This window comes from Fibrobacter sp. UWT3 (genome assembly GCF_900230125.1).
Classification (GTDB): Bacteria; Fibrobacterota; Fibrobacteria; order Fibrobacterales; family Fibrobacteraceae; genus Fibrobacter.
The window spans coordinates 825,721-847,053 of the sequence record NZ_OCSS01000002.1 but is presented as its reverse complement, the minus strand read 5'-3'; the positions used below and the strand labels follow the sequence as shown (position 1 = coordinate 847,053).

Genomic DNA, 21,333 nt, shown 5'->3' with positions numbered 1-21,333 from the left:
TTTGTTTTCACAAAGTTTATGCCGCAAAAATAAAACTCATCAACAATACGGAACATACTGCAAATACTGAGACCGTAGCAAGCCCCAACACTTTCCATTTGAGAGAGTATTCTTCCCGATACACGCCAAGCCCGACATACGGGAGAAAGCTCAACAGGACCGGCAATATATAACGAAAATCAGCACTACAGGCGTAGGAATATTTATATCGCAAAAAAACTAAAGCCACAAAGAAAAGAATTCCTTGAATGAATAAAACCCAATGATAAATATTCATTCTGGTTTTCCACCAGCCTCGAATTGCGAAAACAATTAGTCCCAGCAACGACAAACTAATCAACGACGCCAATGTTCGGCCCACAGCCGTATCTACAAGTTTCCATTCGCCAAATAACGAGGATTTAAAAGCGTAATTAAAAAAATATTCTCGTCCTTGTCCATCGATCCATCCATTGGTATAAGGTTCCGTCAAGAATGATTTCATATCAAAATACAGGAAATTCTTCGCCTCATTTTCAACCTTTAGGCTTGAATGCAAACTATTTATGTTTGCAACCAGTTCACCATTGCTGAAAATCTTAATTACAACAAGGCTCACAAAAACAAGAGCCAGTAAAATCCACCCAGCAATTTCTGTTTTGGTCGGCCGATGCAATTGATTTGTTTTTACGAATCCGAAAACAGCAAATAGCATTACAAGTCCCAAGGTGACATAGCCCGTAGATTTTGTCCACACCGCAAGAGCCGCACACACAACAGCAGCAACAAGATGCTTTCCGTTTCCGTTCTTGATATAATTAAAACCCGCCACCACACATAAAACGTGCAAAGTATAAAAAAGTTGGTCATTTCCGATTCTAGGTGCAACTAAAAGCAACAAGGGCCATACGGTCCACAGAACAGAAGCAATTCCTAAAGGAACACCTGAAACAAATTCCTTCAACAAAAATAGGCCACAGACAAGCAAAATAATTGAAAGAACCAAACTGAATGCTTGTGCACCTGAACAAGAATTATAGTCAATCAATCCACTCACCATGAAAGACGGTATTACACTAGCATAATAAACAGGCGGATGGTAACAGCTCCAGCAATCTTTCGCAGAAGGAATAGAATGATTGTCTATTATATATTGTATATAAGCTAAGTGTCCCTCTACATCCATCGAAAATTGATTGTAAGGCATTGCATAGAACATTGCAAAACGCAGGAGAACACCTGCAAGAATACATGCTATCAGAAATGTATTTAGTTTCAGTCGTTTCGCAACCAATATCACAATTATCCCAACAAGCAGGGCTATCATAAATTTCAGCAGAAACAGCAAAATACTATCGACTTTAGGGAAAACATTTATCCCTGCGATTCCGCCTTTATTCATCAAGAGAATTTCATAACTGGTTCTATTCCCCACACGATGTGGAGAAGTAACCGAGTCTGGAATCCAAAATCCTTTATTAAAATTACATTTATCCGAATAGCCGCTCAATGAAAATGCAAAGCCGTTAACCGTCAATGATTCAGCGCAATCATCAGGAATGATGTTTAAATCATAGGGAATATTCAATGGATTAGAAATAGAAAAACGAACATTAAACCATTCACCGGCATCCATATTTTGTGAGATGGGTAATGTCGTTTGTTTTTCAGCATTTCCATGCCGCAGAACAACATTTTCCACCCGGATTTGACCATAGTGGAGAATGCTGAAGCATATTAAAATACCGATGATACAGTAGACTTCTATTGACTTAAAAATCTTTTTCATAGTTTTTTACCTTCGTGGTATTCCTCTTCGCTGTTCACGCTCCAAAGCGCCGTCTTGTCGCTGCTACCTTCGCGGATGCACTTCACGACTTCCATGGCAGCGAGCATGCTGTGGTCCATGTTGTTGTACTTGTGCATGCCATTGCGGCCCATGAGGAACAAATTGTCAATCGGATCAAGATAGCCACGGACTTTGTCAAATTCGCCGTAGGTGCCGAAGTAGGCGGGGTATGCCTTCTTGATGTGGAATACAACGGAATCGCGAACGGACGCAGGCCTTGCCACGTCAATCTTGTCGAGTTCCGCAATCGCGAACTTGATGAAGTCCGCATCGGGCATGTTCCACATGTCATCGCCTTCAGTCGCGAAATATTCAAGACCGATCCAAACCTTTTCGGGGTCGGCAACAAGATACGGGCTCCAGTTGTTGAATATCTGGATGCGACCGAGCTTCACGTCGGATTCCTGCACGTAAATCCAGTTGTCGGCAACGAACTTGAGCTTGCTTTCGGGCGTGCCCGGCTTTGCAGGATTCTTGATTTCAAGTTTGTCCAAAAGGATGCCCACGGTAATGAAGTCGCGATAGACGAGACCGTCAGAGACGCGGCGCACTTCGGCGGGCACGGGATTCTTTTCGTTATCCATCGCGGCGACGAGTTCCTTCACCGGCATCGTCGAGAGGAAGTAATCGCACGGGACCGTTTCCGTATAGCGCCCATAATCCACGACAACGCTTTCAACGCGAGAGCCGGTTCCGTCGCGGTTCACGCCCACCACGCGAGCGTTCATGACAATCTTGCCGCCCATTTCCTGTACCTTCTCGGCAACCGTTTCCCAAAGCTGACCCGGACCGAATTTCGGGTAAAGGAACTGTCCGATAAGGCTTGTTTCCGTATCCTTCTGGCGGATATCGGCACCTGAACCTTCGCCAGCGTTTGCAGAAGAAGCATTCTTCTTGCCCGCAAAAATCTGCTTGACGGCATGCACTACGGTCTTGGTAATCGAGAGGCCCTTGATGCGCTGGCCGCCCCAGTCGGGGCTAATCTTGCTGCACGGAACGCCCCACACCTTTTCGGTGTAATCGCGGAAGAACGTGCGGTAAAGTTCCACGCCAAAACGGTTGATCATGAAGTCTTCGAGACTGTTTTCTTTGCGGGCGGGCATCAACTGCACCTTGATGTAGCTAAGGCCGATTTTCATCATGCGCCAAAGCCCAAGGTTGCGAATCGTATCGCCGTTCAAACTGATGGGGTAATTGAACAACTTGCGCAAAAAGAGAATTCGCGAAAGGCGGCTGCGGCAAAGCATCACGTAGTCCGTCTTTTCCGGATCGGGGCCGCCTTCCGTCAGCGGAACAGTGCGGCCAATTGCGATGTCGTCCTTGCTCGCGACACCCTGGAGCGGCAAGATTCCCTGCCACCAATCCATTACCGTATCGCTCTTGCTAAAAAAGCGGTGGCCGCCAATATCCATGCGGTTGCCGTTGTAGCGTGCCGTACGCGAGATTCCGCCGATAACGTCTTCCGCTTCAAAAATCACAGGTTTAACATCTGTTGTTCGCAAAAGTTCAAGCGCCGCGATCAAGCCCGCAGGACCAGCACCAGCAATTACAGCAATCTGACTATTTTTTTTACATTTTTCATTCATTAAACAAAATCAGCTTGCGAGCACAAAAATTCCACATCAAAACAACTACAGAAGCTATCATTTTTGAATACAATTCATGCAAACTAAAGAAACCAACCATCAACAACATCAAAAGTTCATTAAGTCCCACACCCATTAACCCAACCAAAGCAAACACAGCAAATTCTGCCGATTTGCACTTTTCTAGTCGACGTTTACTACTACGGAAAACCCAACTTATGCTCAAAGCATAATTCAAGCACAGCCCGGCAACTAGCCCCATAAGATTTGCAAGCAAATATTGCCATCCAAGACCGTAAAGGCAAAGAGAAAACAAGCCAAAATCAATTACAAAGGCAAATCCGCCCACTAGTATATAACGTGCTAGTTGGGCTAGCACCGTACAAAATGAAGACATTACTCGGAATTTCTGTTAACTAACTACAAAAGCAATGACTCTCTAAACCACTCCCCATAGGGGTTCGCCTTCGGATTAGGGTTGTAGTTTCCATCTTCACATTTCCAGAATTCGCTTTCATAAGTTTTGTGTGTAACTTGCGGTTCCGTTGACATTATTTCATTTTTGCAATCTTCAATTAGGAAGAATACAGAAAAATAATCATCAGTAGAGACACATTCCCCACTAGGCTTCACTTTCGTGAATTCCAGTTCGCCATCGGCAACATGACTCAAAACACTTCCAGTAAGCAGACCGCCGCCATCCACAAACGTTATAAAGTATTGGCAACTTTCATTCTTTTCTTTTAGACGATTTTTCATTATTTTCGCCGTCATCGGGAAACATTGCGGTATGTCGTTTCCTTCAATTTTGACCAAAGGCGATTTTAGCTCCATCGTGTTTACTTTCAAGGTCAATTCTGCAAAATCTATGCAATTCATACCTGGCAATCCATTGTATGCAATTACATGTTCGTCAAAAGAAAGTTGATCAGCACTTGAAGCATACTGCAAGACATAATTTTCAAGTGTTTGCTCATCTTTAATTGTCACTGCCGTATCGCTAGGAGAAAGTGTTGACACAGATTCTCGCCCACCAGCACTGGAAGAGCTTGAACTTTCACTCACTTTTGACGAAGAAGACGGTGTTACCCCTCTACCCGTTGAATTTTGGGCATTCCTTGACATTTCAAAACACCGATTTGTTGCAATAGCGCTAAAATAAGTTATCAAGATGTTCGCAGAATCAGATTCTATTGCCTTTACTCGACAAGCGGCATCAAAAGTTCCTTCCTTACAGCCTTCACTTAGGGTAAAGAATTCGCTATTCGATTTATTATCACAATTAGTCTTGAACTCGGCAAAAGCAGAATCACAGGATTGTTCGAGTCCCTCCGCTTTCAAGGTTGTCACCGCGACAGAACCGGAAATTTGTATGGTCATTGCAATGGACGCACTATCCGCGGTGCACTCTGCACGAGCGCCCGAACCATCATCCAAAACGGCCAGCCTGCCTCCGTCTATTTTGGCATATGCAGCCTCGTTCAAATCCAAGCCATAATTATACCAATCGTTCACCTGTTTCTCTAAAAGGGCATTCTGATCTTCTATTGTACCGCCAGAAACCTTGTTCGATTCAGAACAAGATTCCAGCAGCAAAACAAGCGAACAAAGCAATAGTAATCCGGAATCAAATCTCATTGTCAAGAAGCCCTAAAAATCTTTCCTTATTCGTTCCAAGTTGTATCGCAAGCCATTCCGTTTTCCGTATCGCCTTGGCATTGTACAGTAGGCAGGGCTTCAGCTTCGGGAAGATTTGCAATAAACGTTTCGCACTCACCTTTGAAAGCATTAGCGATAGGCCTGAGTTCCGTCTGGCTAGAAACCTTGACTACACAGGACATTTCGAGGGTAGAGCCGCACCCGTCATTGTAAGCCCTGTAAACGCCACCTTTCTCGTTGCATTCGGCAACATAAGCTATGCTGTCGGCCACGCAAAGTTCCGTCTTTCCAGCAAAGGTTTTATGGTGCAAATCCTGCATATAAAGGGAGCCTTCGTTTTCCTTGAGGAGAATGGTCGCATCATCGTATTGATCGAGAATGGTGCTATAGCCTGGAATCTTCTCCTTTTTAGACTTGTAAAAAGATATTCCGTTTTCTTGGCTGTACAGATTGACCCAGCAACTGCCATTAGACTTTATCTGGTTGTACACAACTTCCTTTTCGGTCGTAAAAGTAAATAAGACCGGCGAGAGAGCGAGTGTCGGTTCATCAGTAGGCACAACCTCATCCAGAATGATATCGTCAGAAACAACTGCCTTACTGCGGCTTCCAAAGGAATCCAGCATGCTGTTCATGAACGCAATGTCTGCATCGGACAAGGTTTTCGCGACATTATTGGCAGAAACTTTCTCGCCATTTTCCTGCGTTGTATCGCAGGCCATTCCGTTTTCCGTATCGCCTTGGCATTGTACAGTAGGCAGAGGTTCCGCTTCGGGGAGATTTGCAACAAACGTTTCGCACTCACCCTTGAATGTATTGGCGATAGCCCTGAGTTCAGTCTGACCAGAAACCTTGGCTACACAGGACATTTCGAGGGCTGTGCCACAACCTTCATTGTAAATCCTATAAATGCCGCCTTTCTCGTTGCATTCGGCAACAAAAGCTATGCTGTCGGCCACACAAAGTTCCGTCTTTCCAGCAAAGGTTTTATAGTGCAAATCCTGCATGTAAAGCGCCCCTTCGTTTTCCTTGAGGAGAATGGTCGCATCATCGTATTGATCAAGAATGGTGCTATAGCCTGGAATCTTCTCCTTTTTAGACTTGTAAAAAGAAATACCTTTTTCTTCGTCATACAGATTTACCCAACAGCTTCCGTTGGACTTTATCTCGTTGTACACAACTTCTTTTTCGGTCGTAAAAGTAAACAAGACCGGAGAGAGTGTGAGAGTCGGTTCATCTGTCGGAGTCACATCGTTAGCACCATCAGAAGCGACAGCTTGGCTGTTACTCCCAAAGGAATTCAGCATGCCGTTCATGAACGCAATATCCGCATCGGATAAAGACTTTTCTGCAGTAACAGGCGCTTCTGTTGAAGGTTCTGTTCCAACGGTGGATACTGCTCCCTTATCTTCGGAGCAGGCTGCTAAAGCGATAATAGCAGCAGCGGAAATAATGATTCGTTTATTCATGGTTATGCTCCTTATTTTTAAGTGAGGTTTCATTGTTCTGAATTTTTTCTGTGAGCGGGAACATCTGCATATTCAATCGGTACACTCTGTTTCCGCCTTTTTTTGCTGTCGCAATTGATATGATTCTTTTACGGCAAGCGTCCAGTTCCTTTAAAATTTCGGCATAGTCTTCATCGTCGATACCCATGGTGATGCCCGTAAAATTCCGTTCATCTATGGGGTACTTTTCAACAGCCTCTCTTGCGAAATCAGCCATTTCCTTATGCATTTCACGAACGAGCACCGGCATGGCGGCAACTGACATCTGGAGCGACCGATCCACTTGCTCGTACACGTCATTAGCAACCTTCTTTAAGAACTTCGCTCGGGTCAAGAATGCCAACGCATCGCGGACCTCCTCGGCCGAGAAAGCCCCTCCACACGCCTTGGCCACTTCCAGAGGCTTCGCTCCGGGCATCATGGGAGCAAGTTCGCGCAGCACAGGATATTTCCACGATTCGTAAAATGAGACTGATTCTCCCTCTAAAACACGGACCTTGTGAGCACTGGCAATTTCCTTCATTTCTGTATAAGCAGCCTTCTTGTCTGCATCACTCTTTGCCTGCCCAAATTTCACAAGTTGTCTAAAATACTCTCTTTCAGCACCCACAAGATCCATCGCGTCAGCGGCATGTTCAATTCCATTCTTCGACAAGCCACTCTTGCCTTCACACACAATCTTCATATAATTGGGAGAAGTAAAGCCTCCCTTCTTTGTAAAATCACGCCAGGAGAAAGCGGATGTTCGCTTTTTCCACTGGTAGTAATCGTTCATAAACAAACGGTAGTCTTCGTATTCAATTACGGATCTCATTATACCCTAAATATATTTTCCAATCCGCTTGCCACGATCGGTTTTTCTATACAAAATTTTCGTTTTTTGCTCAATTTGTATAATTTTGCGTATAATAAAAGGATTTTAAAGTTTTACTATACAGTAAAATGCTTGTTTTGCCTTTTTTAGCAAGCGAAAAATCCCCTAAAAAAAAGAACCGCAGCTACAACACTGCGGCTTTCATTGCACAAAACGGAATATCAATCCTAGCAGCGGGGCAAGAAAAAGCCCTTTATGCAATTCATGTTGCGAAGGCAAACCTGAATGTGATTCTTCTTCCGAATCTCGGTGCCCTTGTAAGCGACATCGCCTTCGTAAAAGGCTCCACGGACAGAGTCGTATCTAAATGTACTGTCAAACTCCTCACAAGTTTCGTGAAGATGTTCTATGACCGCACAATCAAGTTTGTGCAAACCATTTTTATTGTCTAGCTTTTTAAGGTCGTCACTTAACGATTCAAAATTCAAACTTAATAGATCTATGAAATGAGAATCCGTCAAATCAAGACAGGTACCTAAAGTATAAACGACTCCGATTACAAAAGGATCCTTGAATGGTACGGGTTTGTGATTTTTCGCCCAATCCCACGCACGATCTTGGTTATTTTCCCAAACATAAAAACCTTTTCCCAACCATTCGTGATCGGCCTTGCTTGAAATAATGTCCTTAGGCTCATTGACGAGTTTCAAGCCACTTTCTTTTTCACAACCATGAAACCCGATGTAAAGATTCGGTCGTTCTAGATAAAGATCGTCCATACCTAAATTACTTTTGGACTGTCGCCGGTTCGCGATAAATCTTGCTCAGACGGCCAGATTTGGTAATAATACCAGCTCTCAGAAGACGCCTACGCGCGGCTTCCGGCGAATGATCTGCGGACTTAATTGCCCTGAGGGTTCTTTCTATGATATTTTCAGTCATAAGATACCTCCGTACTCTAAATATACATTCTTTTACTTGAAGAGGGTAGAGGGGGTTGTTGCATCAAGGCCTATTTCGATGTTATTTGAAGTTTTTAAGCAGTCAAGCCCGGGCGTTGCGGGTGCGGCGTCTGAGCACCCGCAGTGGGGGTAGCGTAAGACCTAGCCGGGGCGGGCTTAGGTTCGTATTCCCGAAGGGAATGACTATAAGGGCGGGGCCAGGGCTGGAGCGAGGGGGACTCTTCCCCCTTTATATTATGGCGAATTTTTATACAGATCATCCCGAGATTCCGGCAGCCGAGGAAAAATACTTCGTCAGAAAAATTTGAGCGAGACCGAGTGCAAGAAGGAACGAGACTTGGTGAATACTGGAGGTCTTTACCAAGTCGAGTGACGAACTTGCACGAAGTGTCGCAGCCAAATTTTTCAGAAGGATTTTTTCGAGGATGCCCCATTCAACCTCGAAAGCAATTCCCTGATGCCGCGCATTGTCGAGCTCAAGGAAAACGGCTTTGCTGACAAGGACAATTTCGACTATGCGCCGGAAGATTTTGCCGACGCTATGGACAACTACAACCGCGTGCTCGAAGTCGCTGGCGACATCACCGCAAACACGGTCTTCCCGAACTCCGAAGACGTGGATGCCGAAGGCCCGCACTGCGAAAACGGCCGCGTCCGCTACGCATCCAAGACCTACGAGAACCTCGAAGCCACCCGCAAGGCTGGCCTCAACGGTGTCACGATGCCGCGCCGCTTTGGCGGTCTCAACTTCCCGATTACCGCCTACACGGCCATCAACGAAATGATCGCCTCTGCAGACGCCGGTTTCGAGAACATCTGGTCCCTCCAGGACTGCATCGAAACGCTCTATGAATTCGGCGACGAAGACCAGCGTTCCCGTTTCATCCCGCGCATCTGCGCTGGCGAAACGATGTCCATGGACTTGACCGAACCGGATGCAGGTTCTGACTTGCAGCGCGTGATGCTCAAGGCCACCTACAGCGAAGCTGACAAGTGCTGGTACTTGAACGGCGTGAAGCGCTTCATCACGAACGGCGACTCCGACATCCACCTGGTGCTCGCCCGCTCCGAAGAAGGCACGCACGATGGTCGCGGCCTTTCGATGTTCATCTACGACAAGCGTGACGGTGGCGTTGACGTTCGCCGCATCGAAAACAAGCTCGGTATTCACGGAAGCCCGACTTGCGAACTTGTCTACAAGAACGCCAAGGCTGAACTCTGCGGCCGCCGCAAGTTCGGTCTCATCAAGTACGTGATGGCCCTCATGAACGGCGCCCGCCTCGGCATTGCAGCCCAGTCCGTGGGTATCAGCCAGATGGCTTACAACGAAGCTCTCGCCTACGCCAAGGACCGTAAGCAGTTCGGTCAGGCTATCGTGAACTTCCCGGCCGTCTACGAAATGATCTCGAACATCAAGGCTCGCCTCGATGCAGGCCGCGCCCTCTTGTACCAGACAGCTCGTTACGTCGATATCTACAAGTGCCTCGAAGACATCGAACGCACCCGCAAGCTCACCGATGACGAAAAGAAGGAACTCAAGCTTTACCAGAAGCTCGCTTCTGCTTGCACGCCGCTCGCCAAGGGCATGAACTCCGAATACGCAAACCAGAACAGCTACGACTGTATCCAGGTTCACGGCGGTTCGGGCTACATGCTTGAATACGCTTGCCAGCGCCTCTACCGCGATGCTCGTATCACCTCCATTTACGAAGGTACGACGCAGCTCCAGACGGTTGCAGCACTCCCGCACATCACCACCGGCAGCTACGGCCTCATGCTCGAAGAACTCGAAGCTATGGACGTTCGCCCGGAATACGAAAGCCTCAAGGCCCGCGCCAAGGCTATGGACGAAAAGTACAACGAAGCTATCGAATACGTGAAGTCCGTTGAAAACAACGAATTCACCGACCTCTGCAGCCGTCACTTGTACGAACTCGCCGCCAACTGCGTGATGACCCAGTTGCTCCTCCGCGATGCAACCAAGTCGCCTGAACTGTTCGACAAGAGCGTGAAGGTGTACCTGAACCTCGCCGAAGCCGAAGTCGCCAAGCACTACAACTTCGTGAAGAGCCTCCGCGTGGAATCGCTCGAAAGCTACAAGCAGGCGTAAGTCTCGCAGGATGTCATTCCCGCGAAGGCGGGAATCTCCCTTTAAAATTCAAAGACCTCGGCAGTTCATTCAATGCCGAGGTCTTTTTCAATGGTTAGAATAAATAAACTCCCCTAACAAAGCCAAGGGAGCAGGCGAAGTGTTTTGCGACTGGTGTTTATTCCGAATAAGTCCACTCAACAAGAGTCGTGTCCGCTCCGGCCTTGATAAGAATGTCCGTAAACTTCTTTTGAAGATCCGTTTGATTCCAATGACCAAAATTACAATAGTCCAATTCTACCATATCGCTTGATTTTTGATTTACGGAATAACCACGATCAATTAAATCTTGGAAATAAAACAATTGATCTTCTTCTGACAAAAATGTAAGAGCATTACTCATCTGACTGCATAATTCGTGTAAAATGGAATAATCCCCGTTCACGTTATACCGAACACTATCTATATCGGAAATTAAAGGGAGTAGTTCGTAATACCATTTTCTTGCGACTTGGCTACCAAATTTTCCATCCATTCCATTTGCAATGGTGCGATAAACCGTTTCTCCACTAATTGGATAACCATTGTTCATTGCATATCGGACAAGGTTTGTATCACCAGCCCACATAGCTTCCGTCGTAAATCCATTGCCAAGATTCCTGGCCACAGAATCCATACCATTATCTATTAGATAATAGATAATGGAATCCGCGTCAGTTGTCCAAATCAAATCTAGAATGACAATTTGGTCTGCATGGGCGTTTGTGTCATATAGGCTCATATCTAATGAAGCACAATTCTCTATACTTTTTTTTAATTCAGTTAAATTAGAATCTTGAATAGCCCTCCACAAAGAGGAATCTTTGACAAATTCATCACAATCCTCATTTAGTTGTAACGGATACTGCTTTTCGTTATTGGCACTCGAAGAGTCGTCAGAACACGCCATAAATAGCGCCATTATGCCAAATAAAAATAAGAACATCTTCATTCGCAACCTCCATTCTTTGTGAATTGAACATAATCGACCTTCGTATCCTGCGGAACAAAAAGTTCTTTTGAGCGTTCGCCATATTCTCGTTCAGGGAAACTGTCGAGATTTCGCTTAGAGAACAAGAGCTATACTCTCTAATATGTCCAATTTAAAATAACTTAAATGCAACCCAGACGCAACAGAAATTTACAAAGCAGCCTGTTTTTGTGCGAAAAAACGCCAAAAACGCCCCGTCTAGGCCCGCCAGACGATTATTCCAAGCTGGAAGAAGCTCTACATGTTGACTTTTCTAATAAAAATTGGTATATTATAACCGGGCTGGTCGAAAGACCCAGGTCCATCTTTGGCGAGGAAGTTCCTCGCCTTTTTTGTGGAGAGAGTCTTGAAGGAACTAAGTGTTTTCATCGATGAGTCGGGGGATTTTGGCGAATATAGCCCACATTCTCCGTATTACATAATAACAATGGTGTTCCATGACCAAGAAGTCGACATTCAAGAAAACGTTATTCGTCTTGATACCGAGCTGTCCTATCTTGGACTTGAGAATCTTTGCATCCACACCGGCCCAATTATCCGCAAGGAAGAAATTTATAAAGACATGGGAATAGCTGAGCGGAGGCGCATTTTCAACAAAATGATGGCGTTTATCCGTTCAGTAGGTATCCAGTACAAATGTTTTTCCATCGAAAAAAAGCACATCAAAGATTCTGTAGAAGCAACAGGCAAACTTTCGAAGCAAATATCCTCGTTCATTAGAAATCATTATGATGATTTTCTTGCTTTCAACGATGTCAAAATTTACTACGACAATGGACAAGTCGAAGTAAGCAAGCTTTTGTCGTCTGTATTCAACGCACTGCTGCCAAACCCAATTTTCCGAAAAGTGATGCCTACTGATTATAAATTGTTCCAGGTCGCAGACTTTATTTGCACGATGGAACTTTTGAACCTGAAACTTGAAAACAATCTTTTCTCAAAATCCGAAATGATTTTCTTCGGCAACAAGCGCGACTTGAAACAGAACTATTTAAAGGCTCTGAGAAAGAAAGAATGGAATTAATAGCCCGGGCGTTGCGGGGCAGCGTTTGCAGAAACCCATGTCGCTCGGTCATGCCCGTGCAAGCACGGTCGCGACACTCGCTTACAGGGTTTTGAGCACCCGCAGTGGGGGTGCGCGGATGGTTCGACAGGCTCACCAACCTTTTCCGCGATTCTCGGCCTGTCGAAACAGGAGCCAGGGGGATTCCTCCCCCCCTTCTTGTATATTAAAGAATCTTACCCTACAATCGCCAAAATTATACATTTTGTAGGGTAATGAGTGTCGTGAAAGGAATATTGAAAGAAGAACTCGATCAACAGGAAAGGCTTCAGGCGAAGTATTCCGCCATGCTCGAAGCTCTCCCCAAAGGGTCTCTGCGAAAAAAGAAAATCGGACAGAAGGTTTACTTCTACCTAGTTTCAAGAAAAGGCGACCAGGTAGTAACGGAATACCTATGCCAGGGCGACAGCCCCGAAGCCGAGTCGTTTGAAGAGCAAGACGCCAAGAGAAGGGATATCAAATCCAAGTTCAAAAGCGTAAAAGAAGACATTGCCGAAATAAAGAAGGCTATTGAAAAGTTCGCAAGAGCATCGACTTTACAAGCAAAACGGCATTCTCGGACCCATTTGTAAAGAAAGAGAGCTATTCCAACTTGGAATAGGGTTGGCAAATAGCACATAAATAAGGTATATTCCTATTTAGAAACATGGAGCGACCTATGGAAACCATCCTGAACCCGACTCAATTGCATCTTTTGAAGATGTTTTCCTTTGCCAAGGATTCTAAATCCTTGGAAGAGATTCGTGTTGCCCTGACGGATGTTTTCGCCAAGCGTGTCGAGAACGGCATGGATGCTCTGTGGGAGTCCGGCGAGTGGGACAACGAAAAAAATGAAGCCGTCCTGAACGAACACCTTCGGACGCCTTACAAGAACATATGAGAATTGTTCTTGATACGAATTGCCTTTAGCATCCCTTTCTAAACGGGGTGCTTATTTCAATGTCTGGCGCGGCTTACAGGAAGGCAAATACACTCTTTGTGTTTCAAACGAAATCCTTGACGAATATGAAGAGATTATTGGACAAAAGACAAATTCAATAATCGCCTCGAACGTCATTCAAACCCTATTGAACGCGCCTTCCGTTGAACTTATCGACACTTTCTTCAGGTTCGACCTTATAAAGGATGATCCAGATGACAACAAGTTTGTCGTGGATTTGTAGTTTTTTTAATAGTGGGTTCATGAACAACCATATTCATTACCGGTTAAGTTAAAATATATCCTTTTTTCTTGTTAAGTGGTATACCCTTGTGGTCTAGGCAGCCTGTTTTGACAGCCTATATTCCACCGGTGTCATGTAACCGAGCGAACTATGGAGCCGTTTCCGGTTGTAGAACAGCTCGATGTACCTGAAAACGGCCTCCCGCACGTCTTCGATGTCCTTGAAGTCTCGCCTGTAGGCCATCTCCTTCTTGAAGCTTGCGAAGAAGCTTTCCATGCAGGCGTTGTCGTAGGGGCAGCCCGGGGCGCTCATCGAGGGCGTTATCCCATTCTCCGAGAGCATCGTGCGGTAGCCCATGCTGCTGTACTGCACGCCACGGTCGGAATGGAAGATTAGTCCGTCGTGATGGCCGCGTTGCATGATGGCATTGGACAACGCGCGCTTGACAAGTTCCGTGTCGATGTTCTTGCTCACGGCATAACCCACCGCCTCCTTGTTGCATAGGTCAAGTACCACGGCAAGGTACACCCAGCCAAGCGTAGTCTTGACGTAGGTGATGTCGCCGGCCCAGACGGCGTTCAGACTGTCGGGATCGAACTTCCGCTGCACCAGGTTCTCGCTGTACATGGAGTCACATTTGCCCTTGCGGTAGGGTTTCCATTTCTTGAGCGTGACCGGATAGAGACCGTTCTCGCGCATGATGCGGCGCAGTTTCCACACCTTTACCTCGTCACCCTTGTCATGGAGTGCCGCCTGCATCTTCGGGCAACCGTACACGCGGTGGTTTTCTTCGAAGGTGTCGCGGACCTTCTGGACAAGCCGTTCTTCGCGGGCCTTCTTCTCGGCACGTTTTTCCTGCTGGCGCGACCACTGGTAGTAGGAACACTGCGGTATTCCTAGGGCTCTGCACATCTTCCTGACTGAGTATTTCTTGCGGTTCACGTGTATCGCCTCGCATTTCAGTCGTGTGGTCGCATAAAGATGTGCAGGGATTTTTTTAGGATCTCTACCGTCTCCTTCTCGTCCGCAAGCTCCTTTTCACGCTTCTTCAGGAGTTTTTCCAGTTCCCTGTTCTTGGCGGCGAGTTCCTCGACGGACACCTTGCGGATTCGCCGTTCCTCGCGGTAGCTCGGCAGGTTGTGTTCCTTGCGGTACTCGTTTACCCACCGACCGACTGTATTGGGCCCGATTCCGAGTTCCTTGGCTATTTGGTTTGCTGACTTTTCGCCTTTCAGGACCAGCTTGATGACCTGTTCCCTTGTCTCGGAGCTATAGTTGATTTTTGCCATTGTTTTACCTTTTGGGGGTTGCGCAATGAATATAGTAGCTTATGCTACCCTCTTATTAAACTCCTGCATGGTCCATCGACTGCGCCATTGCCGGGAATGCAACCTTCATCGTATCGAATGATTCGCATTTCAGCGTTCTTCGAGAAATAGATTTTCCGAAACTAATCTTGAAGAGTTTGCAAGAATTTTCCGTCATGCTGCAATAGCTTCAAGCCGGACGTTACGGCCTTTGTACACTTAGCACTTTAGTACTAAGTGTACATGGCCACCTTTAGGTGGTGCGGGATTCCTCCCCCTTCAAAACAAAATACAATCCAACCGTCAAGGAATACTTGACTGTTCAAACGGAAGGAAAAAAACTCCTATATTACCATCATCACGCAGGAGGCATTATGGACTTGCAACAGGCGATTCGCGAGAGGCATTCGGTGCGGAAGTACACGGACAGGCCTATCGAGCCCGAGAAGGCGGCCGAGATTCAGAAACTGATTGACGAATGCAACGCGGAAGGCGGCCTGCACATTCAGCTGGTGCAGAACGAGCCCCTGGCGTTTTCCACCGGGATTTTCAAGTACGGGCAATTCTCCGGCGTCAAAAACTACATTGCGCTGGTGGTCAAGAAGGACGGCAACCACGAAGAGGCCGTGGGCTATTATGGACAAAGGATTGTGCTGCTGATGCAGTCGCTGGGGCTGAACAGTTGCTGGGTGGGGCTCACATTCAAGAACATCAAGAGCGCCTACCAGATGAAGCCCGACGAAAAGTTGCGGATGGTCATCGCCTGCGGTTACGGCGAATCAAACGGCGCCGCTCGCAAGCTCAAGCCCATCTCCCGTTTTTACAAGGATGCGCGCAGCGAGAACGCCTCGCTCCCCGAATGGTTTGAAAAGGGAATGGAGGCGGCACTGCTTGCCCCCACCGCGATGAACCGGCAGAAGTTTTTCTTCACGCTGCTAGACGGCAACAAGGTGGCCGCCAAGGCGAGCTTCGACCTTATGGGCTACGCACCCCTGGACCTGGGGATTGTCAAGTGCAATTTCGAGATAGCCGCCGGGAAAGAAAACTTCGAGTGGGCGTAAATGCGGGGCGGTAAAAGGCCTACCCGTCCTTCGTCGTCCTTATGCATTCGTTCACGAGCTTCAGGATAATGTCGCCCGAATCGGGGTCCATCATCATGTCGAAGGTTGAACGGATGGTAAACTGGTAGACGTCTATGTCGTAGCTTATGTCGAGCGGGTGCACCATGCACTTGTTCAGGTAATCGAGAATCAGCCGTTCGCGGGTGTAGTCCATCGCGTTGCGCACATTGTCTTCGCTCTTCAGCATCAGGGAACTCAGGTAGCTGTAGTGCGTTTCGTAGGTATATGTTTCGGCCATTTCCTTGGGGATATACGACACGCCGTCCATCCGGAGCACCGGGGAGTTCTTCGTCAGGTTCCAGAACAGGAATCCCTTGTACCCCTTATCGTACGACTTCGTGTGCGTCGCCTCGCCCGACGCCATGAACTTCGCGAACTCGTCCTTACGGGTAAAGTAATTCTTCATCGCGATATCGTCTTCTGAGACAAACGCCGAGAATATGTGGCCATATGGCGTATCCTTGTAGACGCGGCCCACATGGTATATGCGCTTGATGTTCCCCTTGCCCGTTCTCGTGCGGTAAGAGATTTGCTTTGTCAGGCCGCTATCTTTCTGGAACTGTTCCTTAAGTTCCTCGCCAACTTTCGCATAATCCTCGGGCAGAATCGCGTTCCTGAAATTCGCCCCGACAAAATCACGGAACTGTTCCGCACTTTCGCATTCGAATATATCAAGCGCTCGGGCATTCACGTAAAGAATCTTGCCCGTCATGGCATTGATAAGAATGACACCTCCGGGAACGTATTCCATGTAGTTCAACGCCACCTGGTGCAACACTTCCGCATTCTTGATTGCGCCCGAAATCTTCGCCTTTATCATTCCCTTGTCTGTAATGGGCTTGAGGATAAACTGGTATGCGCCCAGGCGGATGCTTTCCTTCGCAAGTTCCAGGTTGTCCGTCATCACGACAAAAGGTATCTGCAAGTCGCGCCCACCCCCTTGGAATTCCTGGATAAGCTTGAACCCGTCCATCTTCGGGAGGCTCGCATCGAGCAATACAAGGGAAATGTTGTTCCTGTGTTCCAGCAACAGGTTGTGCGCCTGTTCCCCATCCTTGGCGAGCAACATGTTGTAATCCGCCCGCAAGACGCTCTCGAGGAATGCCCTGCTCTGCGGATTGCTATCGGCAAGCAGGACGGTCTTCATTCTCGCCGGGAGAATCGAGCGCTTCTGGCTAGACGACCCGTCGTAGGCGCTCACGTGCGTATTGCGCAGCATCAGGTTGTATATGTGGCAGCCGTTGATATCGGCAACCAGGCTCCCCCTCACGAATACATAGACCCCGTGAGTCGCATACGTCATTTCGCATGGCGACATGTAGGCCATTCTCTCCCCTTCGCGCAGCGTGTAGTACACCGGATTCTGGGGATTGTTCGAGGCGTCTTCCACGTCCTTCCTGCTCGTAAACCCGAGGCTCCGGAGCTGTTCCTCGTACTGCCTGTTCGCAAACAGGAACTTGAACACCCCGTTTTCGTAGGTCATTATCGACATGGGCGTTTCCACCAGATAGTCGAGGGCACCCAATTTCGAGAAGACTCCCCGCATTTCCCGATTCTCGGCCATTATCCCTGTAGATTCCATGTGCTTCATGGTATCGGCAAGGGGTTGCGGCTTGCCATAGTAGTAGCCCTGCGCCTTCTCGCAGCCTATTTCCTTCAGGAAATCCATCTGCTCCTGCGTTTCGACACCTTCCGCGAGCGTTTTCAGGCCCAGGCACTTCGCCATACGCACCATCGAACTGATAATGATGCGCGAAACATCGTTCAGGTTCGAGAGGAACGCCATGTCAATCTTGAGCTCGTCGAACTTGTAGTCCTTGAGGGTATTCAGCGAAGAATATCCGCTCCCGAAATCGTCCATCCAGACTTCGTAACCGGCAAGGCGGAACCGCTCTATTTCCCGCTGGATATACGTGTCCGACGCCATGATGCTCTCCGTAATCTCGACACGGATAAGTTCGTGGTCTATCCCATACTGTGCAAGCGCCCTTTCGACCACCTCAAAAATGTCGCAGCCGACAAAGTCCAGGCGGGAAAGGTTGAACGAGACGGGAACCACCGGGTGCCCGAGGTCGAGTTCCCTCCGCATCTCCTTGCAGACAAGTTCTACGACGTGGCTGTCGAGTTTGTGAATTTGTCTAGAATCCTCGAGTGCCCCGATAAAGACGCCCGGATTCAGGAATCCGTACTGCGGGTCTATCCAGCGGGCAAGCGCCTCCATGCCGCAGAAGGTTTCCGTAATCGTGCGGACTACAGGCTGGTAGTATATCTTGATGTAGCCGTTCGCAATAGCCTCGTCCACATGACTTACCACGTAGTTCTGCAGCAACAAATCCTTGTGCAGCCGCTCGTCGTAATAGCGGACAAAGCCATCGCCCTTGCCCTTCTGGATACTGCAGGCGAGTTTCGCCTTCTCGCTCGCTTCCAAGAATTCGCCGAACTCCTCTATTTCGCAGACGCCGACATAGAGGTCCATCGATATCTTCGACACGACTCCCCTGACACACCCCCGAATTTCATTCAGCTTGCCCTCGATGTTGCAGATATCCGTCACCACGGCGAAGTGGTCGTTCGCGATACGGCAAATCAGGTCGTTCCCAAACCGTTTCTTGAGGAATGACGCAAAGTATATCAGGAACTCGTCGCCCCTGTGGAAACCGTTCGCGCTATTGTAAAGCTTCATCCCTACAATATCAAAGAACACAAGGCCGGGAGTGCCGCCCGCCTCCCTGATATCATTGATGAAGTTCTCGCCGCACAGGCGGCCGTATTCCATGTTCGGGAGCCCCGTCAAGGGGTCGAAATAGCGGTCGGTACGTTCACTTATACGTAAAAAGACCGCGTTTTTCCCTTGCCAGAGAATCTGGGACTGACTCAGGATTACGTACTTCCCCGTACGCGGGCTATGGAAAATAGACTCGCTCCTTTCCAGAATCTCGTCAACAGAAATCCTGGCTAGTTCATCTTCCGTGAAAAAGTATTCCTCTAGCTTTATGCCCGGTTCAAAATCCTTTGCGGGTTTCCATTTTCGCGACACCGAGGCGCTTACCATATAGATTTCGTGCGTGTCCGCATCGAATATGGCAAACGGATCCACCTTGTCCGTGTTCAGGAACTCGACGATACCGCCTTCGAATTCCGGATTTCCAATTGAGCCCTGCATCGCCATAAACAAGCCACCTGATAAAGAACACCTTCTTGCTATTCTTATCATTAAACTAATCTATTATTTCGGATAAAGCAACCATTTTCTTACATTTTTATCACAAAGTAATCAAAAAAGGCGTTTTTTCATAAAAAAAGGGCCGTTCCCGGGGAGGAACGTCCAATTTTTCTGAAATTTCGCTAAAAGGCGCGGACAGCCACAAGTGCAGAGCCCCGCCCTGCACGGACAAAGTAAATGCCCGGATTCCCGTAACGGGAACGCAATTCCCGGGCTATATTCGCGGCATCCACGTTCTGCAGGGTCCCGAGGAAACGCCCCTGCATGTCGAACACCTGCACCGATTCTGCAGTCCATTCGCGCGAAGGCAGGTTACCCGCAAGCGACGTGGTTCCTTCTGCCGAGCTGGAGGTCAGCGCCACCGAGCTGGAAGTCGCCGGCGTTGAACTGGAGGTTGCCGGCGTCGAGCTAGATGTCGTCACCACCGAGCTCGAACTTTTTGCAGACGAACTTGAGGTCGCCGGCGTTGAACTTGAACTGCGCGCCAGGGAACTCGATGAAACCGCCCCATATTCATACGCCCCGAGATCAGGAGCCTTGCCCACAAACGGAATCCCCACGTCGGTCCCGCGGTCAATCATCTGGCTCCCGCTCTTCAGCTTCAGGAAATCGATATCGGGCAGGCTGCCATCGGGCTTGCGCGGGCCAAGCGCACCTGCCAGCGCCGAGATGTCTTTCCCGGTCGTCGTCAGGCTCGGGTCCGCAACGCTCACGAAGTCGGAATTTGCCGGAGTGATGTTCAGGTTCCAGGTATTGTATTCCCCGCTGGCGTAATCGCCGCCGATATAGGCGGTCTTGTTCGGGAAGGCGATGTTATTCTTCATCACGTGTGCATTTGCCCCGGTAAGCACCACGCCATCGGTCCTGTTGCCGGCGGCATCCCAGGAACTCGCCCACATATTGAACTGGTTCCCGCGATTGTTGTACGAGGTGTTGTTGTACCAGTAGTTCCCTACGCTGCTGTGGTTCGCATAGAAGCCCGACGAGTAGTTATTCCAGGCGACACAATTCTTGATGATATGCCGCCCGGTCCCCGCCTGGCTGCTGCCCGCCTTGAACCCGTTCCCGTTCGCATTCGCCGGGTGCTTTGTACCGTAATCGCTGTAACCGTGCCCCATTGCGAAACTGTTCTCGATGACTACCGGGAATTCCTGGCTAATAAAATCCCATCCGTCGTCACTGTTCCACCATGCACGGCAACCGTAAAATTTCGTGGTATCGCCCGATGTCTGGTAATGCACGCCAAAACCGTCGGCATTTTCCCCATCGCCCTGACGCCCGTTCGGGTCGTAGTTGTCGTGGCTGTCGCAGTTGAGGAAATAATGCCCGCCCCCGCTGCCGGTGCCGCGCTCGTTCACGAAAAAACCTGCGCCCTTGTTGTGGTGACTGTTAATTTGTTCCAAAAATATGTGCTTGCTGCGCGAAATGTAGACGCCCACGTTGGAATTGTATTTCATGGGGACGTTACGGACCTCGAAGCCCTTCAGGTGCAGGTAGCTCGCCTGGATTAGAATCGCCGACGTGTACATGGTGCTATCGACGGAACCCGTATGGCTGTAGGCCTGCCCTATCATCAGGTTCGTTCCGTCAAAAATCGGGAGTTCTCCAGGGTAGGCAAGGTAATGGATTCGCTTATTGTCACTTTCACCGCTCCTGTTCAGGAGTATCCCCGCCGACATGCCGTCGTTCCTTGCATACGTGGTATCCCTGAGGTAGTACGTCCCGCCGCGAACCCACACGGTATCACCGGGAGCCACAACGGCATTCGCCTTCTTGAGCGTGGCGAAGGGTTTCGCCTGCGAACCCGCATTGCTGTCGTTACCGTCGGTGGCCACGTAGTAGACAGCCCCGAACGCATTGGCCGCGGAAAGCACAAGCCCCGCGACAAACAGTTTCGTTTCCATAATCACCTCACACCTTAGATATTTTAAATATACTTTTATATGGCGTTTTCTGTAGCAGGGTCCGCACCATAGGGTT

18 protein-coding genes are annotated in these 21,333 nt (G+C 48.3%); 6 read left to right on the top strand and 12 right to left on the bottom strand.

Going from position 1 to position 21,333, the window contains the following annotated elements; translation table 11 throughout:
* Nucleotides 1-16 precede the first annotated feature (16 nt).
* The 7 genes from CRO08_RS11380 to CRO08_RS11350 form a co-directional block, all read right to left on the bottom strand.
* Nucleotides 17-1,768: a glycosyltransferase family 39 protein gene (locus tag CRO08_RS11380; protein ID WP_097036287.1), complete on the bottom strand. Its 1,752-nt coding sequence runs from the start codon at nt 1,766-1,768 to the stop codon at nt 17-19.
* The gene (locus tag CRO08_RS11375) at nt 1,765-3,414 is read right to left on the bottom strand and encodes an NAD(P)/FAD-dependent oxidoreductase (RefSeq protein WP_097036286.1); all 1,650 of its coding nucleotides are present in this window, start codon (nt 3,412-3,414) and stop codon (nt 1,765-1,767) included. Before CRO08_RS11375 ends, CRO08_RS11380 begins: the two co-directional genes overlap by 4 nt.
* Nucleotides 3,407-3,811 carry a GtrA family protein gene (locus CRO08_RS11370; protein WP_097036285.1) on the bottom strand — a complete coding sequence of 135 codons (405 nt, stop codon included), beginning with the start codon at nt 3,809-3,811 and terminating at the stop codon, nt 3,407-3,409. The genes CRO08_RS11375 and CRO08_RS11370 overlap by 8 nt, the downstream gene beginning before the upstream one ends.
* Nucleotides 3,812-3,834: 23 nt before the next feature.
* Nucleotides 3,835-5,052 (bottom strand): hypothetical protein, encoded by a 1,218-nt coding sequence (locus tag CRO08_RS11365; RefSeq protein WP_097036284.1) that lies wholly within the window; start codon nt 5,050-5,052, stop codon nt 3,835-3,837.
* Nucleotides 5,053-5,078: 26 nt separating this feature from the next.
* A complete protein-coding gene (locus CRO08_RS11360) occupies nt 5,079-6,542 on the bottom strand; it encodes a hypothetical protein (RefSeq protein WP_097036339.1) in 1,464 nt (487 codons plus the stop codon).
* Nucleotides 6,535-7,395 (bottom strand): TIGR02147 family protein, encoded by an 861-nt coding sequence (locus CRO08_RS11355; protein ID WP_097036283.1) that lies wholly within the window; start codon nt 7,393-7,395, stop codon nt 6,535-6,537. Before CRO08_RS11355 ends, CRO08_RS11360 begins: the two co-directional genes overlap by 8 nt.
* A 227-nt stretch (nt 7,396-7,622) precedes the next feature.
* The gene (locus CRO08_RS11350) at nt 7,623-8,174 is read right to left on the bottom strand and encodes a hypothetical protein (RefSeq protein WP_097036282.1); all 552 of its coding nucleotides are present in this window, start codon (nt 8,172-8,174) and stop codon (nt 7,623-7,625) included.
* A gap of 640 nt (nt 8,175-8,814) precedes the next feature.
* Here CRO08_RS11350 and CRO08_RS11345 point away from each other — a divergent pair.
* The gene (locus CRO08_RS11345; protein ID WP_097036281.1) at nt 8,815-10,467 is read left to right on the top strand and encodes an acyl-CoA dehydrogenase family protein; all 1,653 of its coding nucleotides are present in this window, start codon (nt 8,815-8,817) and stop codon (nt 10,465-10,467) included.
* A 157-nt stretch (nt 10,468-10,624) separates the two neighbouring features.
* Here CRO08_RS11345 and CRO08_RS11340 read toward each other — a convergent pair whose 3' ends face one another.
* A complete protein-coding gene (locus tag CRO08_RS11340) occupies nt 10,625-11,437 on the bottom strand; it encodes a hypothetical protein (protein ID WP_097036280.1) in 813 nt (270 codons plus the stop codon).
* Between the two features lie 385 nt (nt 11,438-11,822).
* Between CRO08_RS11340 and CRO08_RS11335 the strand changes: the two genes are divergently transcribed.
* The 4 genes from CRO08_RS11335 (at nt 11,823) to CRO08_RS17630 (ending at nt 13,702) form a co-directional block, all read left to right on the top strand.
* Nucleotides 11,823-12,500 carry a DUF3800 domain-containing protein gene (locus CRO08_RS11335; protein WP_141398345.1) on the top strand — a complete coding sequence of 226 codons (678 nt, stop codon included), beginning with the start codon at nt 11,823-11,825 and terminating at the stop codon, nt 12,498-12,500.
* Nucleotides 12,501-12,754: 254 nt separating this feature from the next.
* Nucleotides 12,755-13,111: a hypothetical protein gene (locus CRO08_RS11330; RefSeq protein WP_097036278.1), complete on the top strand. Its 357-nt coding sequence runs from the start codon at nt 12,755-12,757 to the stop codon at nt 13,109-13,111.
* Nucleotides 13,112-13,197: 86 nt separating this feature from the next.
* Nucleotides 13,198-13,419 carry a hypothetical protein gene (locus CRO08_RS11325; protein ID WP_097036277.1) on the top strand — a complete coding sequence of 74 codons (222 nt, stop codon included), beginning with the start codon at nt 13,198-13,200 and terminating at the stop codon, nt 13,417-13,419.
* A gap of 19 nt (nt 13,420-13,438) precedes the next feature.
* Nucleotides 13,439-13,702, top strand: coding sequence for a PIN domain-containing protein (locus CRO08_RS17630; protein WP_369684802.1), 264 nt, complete (start codon nt 13,439-13,441; stop codon nt 13,700-13,702).
* 93 nt (nt 13,703-13,795) lie between these two features.
* Here the strand turns inward: CRO08_RS17630 and CRO08_RS11315 are convergent, their stop codons facing one another.
* Both CRO08_RS11315 and CRO08_RS11310 read right to left on the bottom strand, forming a co-directional pair.
* Nucleotides 13,796-14,644 carry an IS3 family transposase gene (locus CRO08_RS11315; protein ID WP_176495013.1) on the bottom strand — a complete coding sequence of 283 codons (849 nt, stop codon included), beginning with the start codon at nt 14,642-14,644 and terminating at the stop codon, nt 13,796-13,798.
* Nucleotides 14,645-14,661: 17 nt separating this feature from the next.
* Entirely contained in the window at nt 14,662-14,991 is a 330-nt protein-coding gene (locus CRO08_RS11310) for a transposase (protein ID WP_097034692.1), read from the bottom strand.
* Nucleotides 14,992-15,383: 392 nt separating this feature from the next.
* On the opposite strand from CRO08_RS11310, the gene CRO08_RS11300 reads away from it, so the two are divergent.
* Nucleotides 15,384-16,070, top strand: a complete 687-nt coding sequence (locus tag CRO08_RS11300) for a nitroreductase family protein (protein ID WP_097036276.1) — start codon at nt 15,384-15,386, stop codon at nt 16,068-16,070.
* 19 nt (nt 16,071-16,089) lie between these two features.
* On the opposite strand, the gene CRO08_RS11295 is transcribed toward CRO08_RS11300, so the two are convergent.
* Nucleotides 16,090-19,344, bottom strand: coding sequence for an EAL domain-containing protein (locus tag CRO08_RS11295; RefSeq protein WP_097036275.1), 3,255 nt, complete (start codon nt 19,342-19,344; stop codon nt 16,090-16,092).
* Nucleotides 19,345-19,475: 131 nt separating this feature from the next.
* On the bottom strand, nt 19,476-21,257 hold the full coding sequence (locus tag CRO08_RS11290) for a right-handed parallel beta-helix repeat-containing protein (protein ID WP_097036274.1): 1,782 nt from the start codon (nt 21,255-21,257) through the stop codon (nt 19,476-19,478).
* Between the last annotated feature and the right edge of the window lie 76 nt (nt 21,258-21,333).